This is a genomic window from Dorea sp. AM10-31, assembly GCF_003435815.1.
In the GTDB taxonomy this organism is placed as follows: domain Bacteria; phylum Bacillota; class Clostridia; order Lachnospirales; family Lachnospiraceae; genus Dorea_D; species Dorea_D hominis.
Genome location: NZ_QTUV01000007.1, coordinates 101,217 through 115,626, shown reverse-complemented (window position 1 = coordinate 115,626; position 14,410 = coordinate 101,217). Strand labels below are relative to the sequence as shown.

Below are 14,410 nucleotides of genomic sequence, written 5' to 3'. Positions count from 1 at the left end.
CTTTTATAATCTCCTCATATTCTGGTATTGCCTGTCATTCCATGAAAGTTAAACTAATTTTTAATTTACAATATACTTACATAACTTGTCAACATATAGCCTGTCTTTTTCTTGCCTTTTACAGAAAATGAGATTTTATACCAGCTTCCCTTTGTTCCTGTCACCGAAATCTTTGTTCCTTTTGTAAGAGTTGTCACTTTTTTATAAGAAGTTCCCGGACCTTTACGCACATTGACATTCATTGCATTTACTTTTGCCTGACGCGATGTGATCTTCACATAATCATCTAAAATATAGCCTGTTTTACTCTTTCCGTTTATACTTGCTTTTACTTTATACCAGCTTCCACTCTTCCCAGTCAGAGTAACATTTTTTCCTTTTTTCAACTGCGCGATCTTTGCTTTAGAAATTGATGCGCCTTTACGGAAATTTACATTACTGCCTTTGATTTTTCCGGAAACCGCTTTTTTCGTAGTCGCTTTCACAGCCGAAGTATAGGAACTGTACACTGTTGTTCCGTTTGCTTTCTTATATGCACGGACACGATATTTGTATGTCGTTGCTGCATTTAAACCTGTATGATTGTAGGACACTGTAGAACCATTGCTAATCGTCTTTATTGTCTCGTAGGCTTTTTTTGAGCTATTGTATTTTTGAATCTTATAACCGCTTGCTCCGTTCACTTTACTCCAGGATAATTTTACCGTATAAAAATTCTTTCCGGATGCTTTAAGAGCCGGAGTCTTCAATGTTCCGGATGCTGTTGTGTCTGAAGTATCTTTTTTTATGTAGCGGAAGTTCATATCCACCCTTCCGCTGATTCCATCCACAGCTCCGGCCGCAGAATATTGCCAGAAATTATAATCTCCGGTATACGTCGTTTTAGATGTATAATTGGCAAGCCAGATCATATAGTTTTTGCCGATATCGGATGCATTTAACTTATTTTTCAACATATCAGCATTTGCATATACCATCGGTGTGTAGCCTTTAGATGCCACTCTCGCGCAAAATGCATTGCATATGGCAGTTGCCTTTGATTTGCTTAATTTGGCATCATAGAGACGTCCTTCATTCTTTCCGCTATCACTGTAATATTCAAAATCCATCACCAGTGGCAGTGTAATCTTATATCCTTTTACCTGGGAAATCAGAAGATCTGCTTCTGCTTTTGCCTCTGCTTCCGTCGTTGCCTGTGAAAATATGTATGCCCCTACAGGAATTCCTGCTGCAAGCGCGTTTTTCAGATTTGTCACACCTGTTTCATCGATTCCCATGGATCCGGCAGAGCCATATCCGCGGTAAGCCATACGCACCAGCGCAAACTGAACACCGGCTTTTTTCGCTCTGCCCCAGTCAATCTTTCCATTCCATTTGGATACATCGACTCCGGTCTGGATTGTATAACCGCTCTTGAACTTATCTGCATGCTTATAGTTCGCCGTTGTTCTTGTCATTGACTGTCCACCAAAAAATTCCGGTGCAATATGTCCGGCTAATCTTCCGGCTCCCGGATCGTCTGCTCCGTTCACATTAGAAGCTTCTGTATTTTCCGTTTCCTGTGTTACTGTTGTTTCTGCCGTCGCATCCTGCGCATATACAGATGCCGGAACTGCGGCCACACAAAGTGCCAGTGCTGTCATCATTGCTACAAGTATATTCCGTTTCTTCATATTTATTATCTCCTGTTCTATTTCCCTACACCCAAATCATCTGCAGAAACTATTTCTAACAATTTCTTTCAGATAATAGCTTTACTAAAACAGAATACCGTAACAATGCGGTTATTGTCAAATTTCAGGAAGCTGTATTGGCATTTTCTATAAAATATTTTAATTATAGGAAAAAGGTGGAATTTATTCTTTTCCACCTTTAAAAACTACAAATCTCTGTCCAAAATAATTCAGTCCCACAAACAGACACATTCCTGCAAACATGGCAATATTATCTTGTATCTTTGTGCCATACCCGCTGAAGATCTGATATACACATGGCTTTGCGATACCATATGCCAGAACATAACAGATTACAATATTTACAGCAAATGTTATCACTTCGCGAAGTGATTTTTCTTTACTCCGGAACGTAAAATGTTTATTCAGAAAATAACTTACAATACTTCCTATAATATAATTGCACGCGGAAGCAATCCAGTATCCGGTATGGAATCCATTATACAGCAAAAACATTACCGCTGATCCCACCAGTGTATTGATCACTCCAACGATCAAAAATTTTATTGTTACCCAATCAATTACTTTCTTCATCTTATTTTCGTTCTTCCCTCTTTTGTTTTCTTTTTCTATTGCCTTTTATTTTCTCTCATTTTACTTTTTATCAGTTCCCATATCCTGCTTGGCATCTGTATCTTTGTAAGTACGCTCACTGATAATATAACGTGGGCGATGCTTAGTCTCCAGATAAATCTTTCCAATATATTCTCCAATCACACCAAGAAATAACATCTGGATTCCTCCGATAAAACATACAATACAGGTTACACTCGCCCATCCCGGTGCCGTCTCTCCAACCAGCGCACCGATCACTGCCCAAAGGATTCCGATAAAGCTCAGACTTGCAACAAGCAACCCAAAGGAAGTAATCAAACGAATCGGTTTTACTGACAGACTGGTAATTCCATCAAAGGCAAGCGCAAGCATTTTCTTTAACGGATAATGGCTTTCTCCGGCGATACGCTCTGCTCTTTCATAATATACAGACGTACTTTTAAAACCAACAAGTGGAACCATGCCACGAAGGAAAATGTTTACTTCTTTATAATTCGCAAATTCCTGTAATACACGACTGGAAATCAGGCGATAATCTGCATGATTATAAACAACCTCCGCTCCCATCCAGTTTAATAACTTATAAAACCCTTCTGCCGTAAACCGCTTAAAAACTGTATCCGTATCTCGTTTTGAACGTACGCCATACACAACTTCACAGCCATCCAGATACGCATCTACCATACGATCCATGGCGTTAATATCATCTTGTCCGTCGCAATCAATCGAAATTGTAATATCACACTGGTCTTTTGCTTCCATAAGACCTGCCAGTACAGCATTCTGATGTCCTCGGTTCCGGCTCTGGCAGATTCCAATATAATGCAGATCTTCTGCTGAGAGTTTCCGGATAATATCCCATGTTGAATCTTTTGATCCATCATTTACAAATAATATCCGGCTGTCATCTGTAATCTTTTCTTCTGTTACTAACTGCTGAATCTTTGCCAGAAACTGCTTACTGGTAATCGGCAGTACTTCCTCTTCATTGTAACACGGAATTACAATATAAAGAGTTGGTGTTTTCTCTCTGATATTCTTTATTTCTATATTGTTCTCCATATTTGTTTCTGCCTTCATCTGCTATCGCTCTCCTCTCTCAACATTTTCATTGCAGCGTTTTTTTGGTATTATTACCAGAACAATTGCTGTCCACAGTAAAAAGATTCCTGCTATTACCAGCATCTGTTTTTTGTCACACCACGGCTCTTTTGTCTCTTTATACACTTGCAGATACAAATTTTCAAAATGATTCCTTCCATCTACTTCCAATTTTCCTTTATAACTGTGCATATAAAACTCTTTTCTATACCACACCCGTAATTTGCCTTTATGAGGTTTTTTATTCCAGATTCGTAAATGATAATCCTTATTCTCTTTTGTTGGTGTTACTTTTGGAAATTTAAGTATGACACTTCCATGCTCTCCCACCTTATCAGCCTGTATTTTTCCTCGGTAAATCCGGTTTCCCTTCTCATCTGTTAATTGTACCTGCAAAATATCATTAAACTCTTTTGCACGGTCTCCGGCACTTACGATCAATCCAATTCTGTTAAATGAATGTAATGCCTCAAACTTCTGATTTATATGGACTGTTTTTCCTACATCTTCCATCTTCTTTGCAGATGTTCCATTAATACAGTGCACACTCCACTGATACACAGGAATTTTAGATTTTCTCATCTGTTCTCCACTTACAAGGCAGATACAGATCACACACACAAGAAGCACCAGTTCTGTCCAGCCACATTTATATGCATATTTCTCATTCCTTTTCTGAAATAACTTTTCCTTACTCTCATCAATCCCTGCCATTCCCAATAATAGAAACAGCATCACAAATGGCATACCGTAAGAGCTTTTTATTTCCCAGATACAATAAAAAAGAATTCCACCTAATATAGATACTGCCCAGAATACCTGAAGGATATCTTCTTTTTTCCTTTTCAGCAGTCTCCATAATGCCAGACACAGAAAAGCCATATTAGAGATCCTGAATCCATAGCAGTATGCCCGGAACAGATCGAATCTGCTTCCTAATATCCATGTGTACAGCGGTGTATTCTTCTGATCCTGCGAAATTTTTTCTATCAGGTCTCCTCCATCCGCATAACACCACGAAACCATAAGTTTCTTCTGTTCAAAAGCCATCAGTTCACTGAAACTGTAACTTTTATAATTTTTTATCATCCGGTCAACTGTCGCCTGTGTTTTCTCTTCTTTTGTCCTGAACTGATGTGTATAAGCATAATCTTCTTTATTGTGCTCTCCGTCTCCATGTGACGCCATCATTAACCAATGTGTAATTGGATAATTCTGTGCTGAGACTGTTTCAAAATACGACTGGTTTAATCCCGATATGCCATGCGAAACTACAATTCCTATAAGCAGTACGATTCCAAAGCTCTGTATACTTTCTTTTATTTTCTTTTTTCCAATAAGCTGATCCAAAATATAACAGAAAACAAATGCAATCATCGGGATCACTACCGTTGGACGGATATAATAACCGGTTATTCCGAATACAGCAAACAATATTGCAGAAATAACTCTGTCTTTCCATGACTCTTCTTTCAAAAGTCTGACTCCGAAATAGATTACTGCCGCCGTAAAAGGGATGGAAAATGAGCAGGTATATATCCACATTGGCAAAATATAATAAATCGGATTCAACACACATAATGTCAGAATTTTCGCTCCGCCTTTTAAACCTCCGATACGAATTCCTGTCAAATATAAAAATATTGTCGCAATAATCATTCCTGCCACAGATAAAGCTAACAGAGCAAACTGTACTTCTGTGATACCGGCACGGGACAACATATTGATAAATTTTGCAAATATAACAGTCAGGAAATAATTATTGGAAAACATTCCGAAATAAGATGCATGCGGTGCTGTATCAGAAATCGGCTTTTCTCCTGTCTTTGCGAGATACATTGCCATATCCTGCATGTTATATGCATCTGTAGACGAAAATGGAAGAAAATTACTAAGAATAACTCCGAAACCAGCTAATAATATCACAAATAATATACCCGTGTATATCCAGAGTCCCTTTTTTCCCATCTTGTCCAAACATCTGAAAAGGATGAGCAGAGAACTGCCAAGCAACAATGCAATAAGAATTGGAAGCAGCAACCGCATTACCGGTGACAAAATATCTGCAAACACCTGGCTTTGTGCTGTCACGATTGTCCCTGCTTCTATAAATACAATAAAAAATAAAGTCAATGCCATAACGGCTTTATATAGATTCAATTGTAATTTCATTCTAAAAGTATGCATATCTTTCTACTCTCGTATTTTATACCTCTATGATTTGTTCTTTTCGTAGTCTAGCACACTTTTTCCATTTATATGTCCATCTTCTGTAAAGCTTCAACAATTCTTAATATTATCTTCAGAAATTGTGGAAAAGGGAGCGACTTAATCGTTCCGTTCCCTTTTTATTACATTAATAGTAATATCTAAATAAATATATGAATTATAATAACTCAATCCATTTGGATGTTCAGATTTTTCTAATTTATATGTCGGTTTCCAGACATAATCTTTTTCTCCCAAATCATTTAACATTATCCGTTTTCTTTCACTTTATTCAGGCATGCTTCCGGGCAACACAAAAATACCATAGATGCAAGCACGCAAAAACATAAGCATATAACAAAAGCCGTTCTTCCAGAACACCATGCTTCCTGCTTTTCCAGATAAACACCCAGATACAGCTTTGACTTCATTTTATCGCCGGAAATTTTCATTACTCCTTTATAGCTATGGAGCACACCTTCTTTCCGTTTCCAGATATTTAAATTTCCTGCGTACTCACTTTTCTTCCATATTGTTAATTTATATTTTCTTTTACCTTCTGGTAAAACTTTCGGAATTTTTAATACAACTTCCTGCTGCCTGGAAAGATTTTTTGCTGCAATTTCTCCACGATATAACAATTTTCCGGAAGTGTCCGTCAATTTCACATATATACTTGCATTATTCTCTTTGGCTTTTCCCTTTGCGCCAGCCATGAGAACGATTCTGTTATATGGTCTGTCCGCATAAAAAATCTGCTCCAGACGAAATCGTTTCTGATATCCTTTTATTTTTCTTACAGATCCTATATCTGCACAATGGACTTCCCATTCTTTATGTACCGTTACAGACTGACTGATTTCTGCATACATCATTACTGAAACACTCACGATAAATATAATTATTGTTGTTTTCTGCCAGAAGTTTTTGCCTCCCTCATTTATACAAATACATTTTTTCTTTTTTTCTTTCATCTGCTCTGCTAAATATTCCATTCCATAACTTCCAAGGAGCAAAAGAAACATAAGAAATGGCATTCCATAAGACGCTTTTATTTCCCATATACTGTAAAAACATACGCCACCTAAAAATGATAATGTATAAAACACCTGATTTACATCCTGATTTCTTTTTTTCAGCATCTTCCATAATACAAGCAGAACCATCCCTATATTCGCAATACGAAAAGCATAACAATATGTTCGGAATAAATCCGATTTACTTCCAAGAATCCAGTTGTAAATAACTGTATTTTTCCGGTTCTGTGAAACCTTTTCCAAAAGATCATTTCCATCAGCATAGCACCAGGAAATATCTAATTTTTTATTTATAAAATCAAACAGCTCCGATAGCGAATATGCTTCATAATTCTCTTTTAACCGCTTTAAATCAGCCTTCTGTTTCTCCTCTTTTGACGGAAACTGTATCGTATATTTATAATCTGCAATATCAAGTTCACCAGTTCCATGAGATGCCATCATCATCCAGTGTGTAATTGGAATATTCTGATCAGATACCTCCGAAAAATATCTGTGATTTATCTTTGAAATTCCACCTATTGTAATCGCTGAAACCACGATTACAATTCCAACACATTCTCCTACCTCTTTCCACTGACGTTTTCCTGCAATCAGCTCTACAATAAGGCATATTAAAAAAGCAATAGCCGGTATCACAACGGTCGGTCGTATATAATATCCAACTGCAAGACTTCCTGCAAATAAAGCTGCAGATATACCTCTGCCCTTTCTTCCCTTTTCATGCAACAGACGAATAGCAAAGTATACTGTAGCAGCAGTAAATGGTACTGAAAGTGCATTTGTATATGCCCACAGCGGCAATATATAATATAGTGGATTACCTGCACAAAGTGCCAAAATCTCTGCTCCACCACGAATTCCCTTCACATATACTCCTGTCAAATACAAGAACATTGTTCCAACAAGCATCCCTCCAATTGTTAATATATATAATGGAATATATATATCCTGAATTCCAAGCCACAACAAAATCCTGAAATATTTTGCTAATAAAATTGTTAAAAAATAATTATTAGCATAATATCCAAAATATTCCATTGCATGAGGCGCATCCGCAGACACTCGGTGTTTCCCGGTCTTCGCCAAATAAAGTGCAAGATCCTGTACATTATAAGCATCCGATGAAGCAAATGGCTGAATATTATACAGAATTATTCCATACACAAGTAACATCATGAATACAATTACCAGCGTAGCTATTATAATTGACTTTTTTGAAGCATTTTGAAAAAAACGAAACAATAAAACATAACTGCCTATAACCGTCAAAATTAATATTATTAAAAATGCTATCCTTACCGCTGGCTGTAAAACAGACATAAACACACTGTTATGAGCATGAAAAATCGTTCCACTCCCTATCATCAACAACACGCAAAATGTTATAATCGTAATTATTTTATAAACACTCATACAAAATATTTTTTTATAATTACTCATTCCACTTTTCCTTTCTCCTAAAACATCCATTGTAGCATTTTAACACAAACCCTCTATATATTTTTTGATTTTCAGAAAATATTAAGAATAATATTTTCTGTTAGTATATTCTAACATATTTTTATTCTCATTTTGTGGTTATAACCTACAGAACCTGCCAATGGCAGCTTCCTCCGGATGCTATGACAAAAAAGACTTTTTGGACAATTAATTTTCGTCAAAAAGTCTTTCGTAATTCTCAAGCTATTTTTTTTGTAAACTCAGAAGTACTCTTTTCTCCATGAAAAGATCCAAATACTTCAAGGCAACTGCAAGAACAAATGAAATTAAAAGCATACTTCCTTCATATTTTAATCGATATGTAGGATAATCCAAAGTCTTAAATACTTTTCTGAATGCAACATGTATCAAATAAATCTCTATCGTATATTTACCAAACCAGTTTAATATTGCCAAAATACCATTTCTCAACTTTAAAATCACAGAAGATTTATTCTCTGTCCATTCAAAGAGCAACATTAGAATCTCGCAGATTGTCAAATTCATCAATGCAAGTAAATATACTCCCATTATCTTTTTGTTATATAGCTGCAATGGAATCATCATCCAACATAAAAGTATCAGCTGTAACCAGACGCTCCATATGGGTTTTCCCTTCTTTTCCCAGGCTAATTTTCCAATATATACACCGATTATAAATGCCGGAACCCTCTTTGTTGCAATACTGATATTCATATACAGATCTTTTGCATACAATTGCAGCATCATTGTAACAATTGTAGCTGTCAGGCACAATACAAGTACACGCATCTTTGCTTCTGTATGATCCCGGACTTTCTCAATCACATCGAATATATATGGAAAAATAAGGTAACAAAAACCACATAATAATATATACCAGAACCATTTATTTTCTCCAACAAAGAATGTAAGAAAAAATAGATCCGAAAACATCTGTACTAATCCATTATGTTCTTCAATCAGATCCAGCCATATCCATGCCGGTACCGCAACCAGAAAATATGGAATCAGTATTTTTACAAATCTCCTCTGATAAAACGATTTCAGCTCTGCCCTCTTCTTCCAGGAATAATAAAGTCCTAAACCTGATACCAGAAGAAATATATCTACTCCGGAACTTTTAACATAATTATAAAACCAGTAAACTATACCAGAATATCTGACGTTATATCCCTTGCAATCTTCTGTAAAATGGAAAAACACAATCAATAAAATCTGTATTCCCATAATTGCTCCCCTGTATTTCGAGAACATTTCATATGCAAAATAATGTTTTTTCATAATACACACCTGTTACTTTCGCATTTTGTCTATATCAATCTGTTTCTGACTCTTCATTATCTCTTTGTAAATTCTCTTACAGTTATTATGATCTTTATATACAAAGAAATCATCTGCGCGCTTTACATACTTTTCTTTCATAACACAATTGTTTTGCATATATTCACACAGCAGATCCACAAGCTGTTCTGTCTTCGTGCAAATCTCACCGAATCCCATTGTATCGTAGAAGAAGATTCCATCTTCGTAATGTGGTGGCAGTTCTTCCGGGTGGAAATAAACAATCGGCTTTCTCATGTAAGCGAAATCAAACTGAACTCCTGAATAATCCGTAACCATCAAACTAGATTCTGTCAATATCTTTTCATAGCTTAAATCTCCAACAGATGGAATTACTTCTACTTCTTCATTCGGTGTAAAATCATCTGCCTGTGAACTCAAAATCGGATGCAGTAAGAATTTAATCTTATATCCAGTCTTCTTTGCACAGTCAATCAATCGTTTATGATTGATCAGATTATTATACACCTGATAATATGTAGAGTTTTTAAACTCCGGATTATATCCCCTCTGATCACCTTCACTCGTTGTTACCGGAAGTGCATTGTACATTCTCCAGGTTGGTGAAAGCAAAATCTGTTTCTGATCATTACTGATCAATCCATCATATCGTCCGATTCCTGTTAATTTCAACACATCAAAATTCTGATATCCATATGCATGTTTGGAGAGATTTTCATATTCATATTTCGATGCCAGGAAATATCCTGTCGTATTATCAATAATCCTTCTCTGTGCCATTGCACACTTCTGCACAGATAATCCGTGCTGCAGACACATAGATGAAAAATTGCAAAGTCCTCTGAAATATTTGGACTTTTCTTTACGGAATCCATTAAACGGGAACAAATGTGAATTTGTGATCAATACAAGATCTGCATTTAAAAATGCAAGCTGATGCATCAGCGAATTTGTTGCCAATGGCTTATATCCGTCTTTTTTCAATTTTTTATAATCTGGCGTTTTCTTATCAATTACATAATATCTTGTAACACCATCTTCTAATTTTGCCGAATAGCGGTACAGATATTCGCAACTGTCTCCTCCTTTGTATAATTTGTCTAACATCAACCAGATTTTTTTCTTTTTAAAATATGGTCTTGTAATCCAGTATAACCACCGGAGTGCCAGTGCATGACGGCTGTATTTAGAATTGATCTTCAGCAGATTCAACTGGAACTGTATCTCTCTTTTCAAAACATTAGCAATATTTGCTTTTTTAAATACAATCGAATTTTCTGCATGATGACATAAATATTTATTAAAATGCCAGTAGGAATATCTTGGTATTTTACTTAATTTCGCCCAGTGATCCGAAAATGTAATTCTCAACTGATATTTGTCATTTTTATCTTTTGCATAAAACCGTACTGCCTGATTTTTCTTCTTTGGATCTAACGGCAGTTCCAGATGATATGTAATTCTTCTGTATGCCGGAACTCCAAAATATTTTGTAAGAGAATAAGAATCTGTATCCTCTACCTTTATCATCTTTCCGTTAAATTCAGCATAAAAATCAATTCCACCCTGCGCAAATATGCTGATCAGAGAACCATCCAGCCAGACTTTTCCATCTACATAATTCATCATTCCGATTGAAAAATAATGACTGTTCACAGAAGAAATACGATTTCCATTAAAGTACATCACAAGATCCTTTTCCTCTGTCTCCGGATCAATCTCCTGTCGATACTCATATTTCACATTATCAATTCCATATTTGATTCGAAGGAACATACATAAAATCTGCGGATTCTTCGATAAATACTTATGCAGGTCCTGATTCGTAAGATAATAATCATCAACAAATCCGAAAATTTCTTTTACTACCTCTAAGTATTTATCAAACTTCTTTCCAAGAAGCTGTTTTTTATTGCGATTATCAAGATTACATAAGAAACGGTTCAGAACATAATATACCGCATAATTTTGTATAAACAGGCTATCTTCCGAATCCCTTAATAGTGGCAATAAATATTTTTCTGCGGATTCTTCATACCACTGTGAATAATGCGCAGGGATGTGATATAATACCTGATTTTCCTTCGGATCAAAATAATAATACTCTGCCCTGTCTGTTACCAGATATTTTTTTTCATTATTCAAAATGCGCAGCAACACATCCGTGTCATATTCAAACATGATTTCAGTATTAAAGGTATATGTTTTTAAACATGCTGTCCGTATTACCGCACCTGGCAAAGCAGTTTGCAGTGCCCAGTAATTCTTTGTAATATCTACTCCATAAGTTCCTTTAATTACTTTTTTACTTAAAATATGTTTTTTAGGCTTTTCAGAAACCAGCAGATTATCACAATACTGTACAGGGAGCAGAACAGATACTTCTCCCGGATTCATGATTTCGCTCTGTAATACTACACCTTTCGTCTTATGTTCTTCCTCATGTTCATCCTCTGATTCAATTTGTGACTCTGATTCCGCTTCCGGTTCTTCTATCTGCTGTTCTTTTTCATCTTCCATCACACTGGCTGCATGTTTCAGAAACCCTTCACCCAGCCAGTCTCCTTCTTTCATAAAAATTGTATACTGTGACTCACTTTCTCTCACACATTCATTATAAGCATCCGCAACGGTGGCTGCCTGTTTGAATGTAATCTGTTTTTTATATTTCTTAATCTCTTTTAATGATTTTATCTGTTCCAGATTACCGATTCCAACAATTATAATTCTGTCATTCTCTAATATCTGATTTTCACAGCTTTGTACCGTTTTCTTTAATTTATCTGCATTTTCAAGAAATGTGATAATTATTTCATATCTTATTTCGTTCATAAAGCATCTCCTGTTATTTCTATAATTATTTCTCATTAGAAATGATTCTGCACATACTTTTGTATTATAATATAAATGGCTACAAACTTTCAATAGTCTGTAGCCATTTTCATATTCTTCTTTGATTCTTTTAGTGGCATCCACGAGCTTTACATTTGCTTCTTGCTGTCGGATCTGTCGGATCCCATGTATGCCATGATGCAAGTTTTGCTGCTTTCGGTTTTCCAAACGGACCAACCGAAGAGCTGTTATAAATAATTACCTTTGTTCTCAACCGGCAGTTATCATAAATCCATTTTGCATCTCCCGCTCTTAATCTTACACATCCATGCGAACAGGTTGTTCCCAGTTTATTATAAGCATTCACACTTAATGTAGAATTGCTTCTTGTACTGTAGAACACAGAATGGAATAATACACCGCCATGAATTCTTGTACACCACTGTCCATAGCATGGTCCCATCAATGTCTGCCAGCGATATTTTGCCGGTGTATAGAATGTACCTACCGGTGTTGCCGCACCGCCTGAACATACAAATGATTTTACCGGAATAATATAGCCGTTATCTCCGTCTTTTGCATAAACAGTAACAACATTCATCTTTTTATTAACTTTGATCACATAAGAGGACTGCTTTCCGATAATCTTGCTGACATCTTTTACAAGTTTTCCCTGCGCATCATAATATAATTTTAATCCGTTTATATATTTCCATCCTGCCGTTCCTTTACGGAAACGATTAGAATATCCGCCATATAATTTCTTGCCATCTACTGTACGATATGCACGAATCTTATAGTAATAATACTGTCCTTTTTTCAGGCCCGAATTAGTCCATTTTACAGTACGTCCACTTTTAATATTCTTTACAAGTGTATATTTCCCTGATTTTGACGTAGATCTGTAAATCTCATATCCACTCGCGCCATATACTTTTACCCACTTTAAATTAACCTTTGTCTGAAAGCACTCAGAACTTGCCTTAATCGTTGTTGTTCCCGGAAGTGCACGACCGGATTTTGCTTTTGATAAATCACCGTAACATTTTGTCTTGCCTGAAAGACGATATGCACGCACCTTATAGTAATAAGTAGTTCCACATGTTGTTGTCTTATCTGTATATGAGGTTGCATTTGCTATAACTTTTAATGCCTTGTAAGTTCCATTTACAGATGTACTTCTATATACTTTATAGCCATTTGCACCATTGACTTTACTCCACTTTACAGTAACTGCATTGTAAGATGTCGTAGATGCAGATGCAGTACGCTTTACTGAAGAAGTTCCTACTTTTACTTTCTGCTTCGAAACTGGTGAATACTCTCCAAATACTGCTTTATCTCCAACTCTACGATATGCACGCACTTTATAATAATACGTCTGATTAAAAGTAACCTTCGTATCATTATAATTTACTGTTGCTCCGGATTTAACTGTTTTTATTGCTTTATATCCACTGTCTTTTGATGTACTGCGGTAGATTTTGTATCCGGAAGCTCCTGTAACCTTTCCCCACGAAAGACTAACCTTATTGTATACAGAACTTGTCTTGATATCAGAAGTTCCAACTACAATCGAAAATGTCGCTTTGGCAGTATCTGTATAATTACCGATTCCGGTTACGGTTATCTCCGCAGTTCCGACATTCTTATTATTCGCATAAGACACTTTATAATCGGTATTTTCTTTTAACACTTTACCACCAAGTTCTACTGTAACTGCAGGCTTCACGGCTGTTCCTGTGTATGTAGCTGACTTGTTTGCCACTGTAACCGCTGCATCTTTCAAAGATGCCGGAGAAATTGTAAATTCTTTTGTTAATTCTCCGGTAACGCCTTCATTTTCCTTTCCCTTTACAGTAACTTTGGCAGTTCCTGCATTCACATTATCAGAATATGTAGTCTCATATTTGTTCTCATCAAGAACTGTTTCTTCTTTTGATTCATCTGTTCTCACAACTTTAATCGCCGGTGTGACTTCTTTACCAGTATATGTGATACTGGCGGAATCAGCAATCTGAATCTCATATCCATCAGATTTGATATCCATCAGTGCGCTACTTTCGCCATCTGCGGCGTGTACCTGTGTAGACACTATGAAAGTGAACACCATAACAAACGCTAAAATACGTTTTAATTGTTTTTTCATCTGCATCTTTTCTTCTCCTTTTTAATAAT

General features: G+C 36.1%; 8 protein-coding genes. All 8 read right to left on the bottom strand.

The annotated features are described in order from the left end of the window. Positions 1–65: 65 nt before the first annotated feature. The 8 genes from DW125_RS10895 to DW125_RS10860 all read right to left on the bottom strand — a co-directional run bounded on the left by DW125_RS10895 (position 66) and on the right by DW125_RS10860 (position 14,387). Entirely contained in the window at positions 66–1,673 is a 1,608-nt protein-coding gene (locus tag DW125_RS10895) for a GH25 family lysozyme (protein ID WP_117538135.1), read from the bottom strand. Positions 1,674–1,856: 183 nt separating this feature from the next. Beyond that, on the bottom strand, positions 1,857–2,267 hold the full coding sequence (locus DW125_RS10890; protein WP_021861623.1) for a GtrA family protein: 411 nt from the start codon (positions 2,265–2,267) through the stop codon (positions 1,857–1,859). Between the two features lie 60 nt (positions 2,268–2,327). Further along, positions 2,328–3,350 (bottom strand): glycosyltransferase family 2 protein, encoded by a 1,023-nt coding sequence (locus DW125_RS10885; protein ID WP_117538186.1) that lies wholly within the window; start codon positions 3,348–3,350, stop codon positions 2,328–2,330. A 21-nt stretch (positions 3,351–3,371) separates the two neighbouring features. Beyond that, positions 3,372–5,576, bottom strand: a complete 2,205-nt coding sequence (locus tag DW125_RS10880) for a hypothetical protein (protein WP_117538134.1) — start codon at positions 5,574–5,576, stop codon at positions 3,372–3,374. Between the two features lie 290 nt (positions 5,577–5,866). Then, positions 5,867–7,801, bottom strand: coding sequence for a hypothetical protein (locus tag DW125_RS10875; protein ID WP_147323699.1), 1,935 nt, complete (start codon positions 7,799–7,801; stop codon positions 5,867–5,869). 519 nt (positions 7,802–8,320) lie between these two features. Then, positions 8,321–9,325 carry an acyltransferase family protein gene (locus tag DW125_RS10870; RefSeq protein ID WP_158549917.1) on the bottom strand — a complete coding sequence of 335 codons (1,005 nt, stop codon included), beginning with the start codon at positions 9,323–9,325 and terminating at the stop codon, positions 8,321–8,323. Between the two features lie 66 nt (positions 9,326–9,391). Beyond that, positions 9,392–12,232, bottom strand: coding sequence for a CDP-glycerol glycerophosphotransferase family protein (locus DW125_RS10865; RefSeq protein WP_242992975.1), 2,841 nt, complete (start codon positions 12,230–12,232; stop codon positions 9,392–9,394). Positions 12,233–12,362: 130 nt separating this feature from the next. Further along, the gene (locus DW125_RS10860; protein WP_242992974.1) at positions 12,363–14,387 is read right to left on the bottom strand and encodes a L,D-transpeptidase family protein; all 2,025 of its coding nucleotides are present in this window, start codon (positions 14,385–14,387) and stop codon (positions 12,363–12,365) included. Positions 14,388–14,410 lie beyond the last annotated feature (23 nt).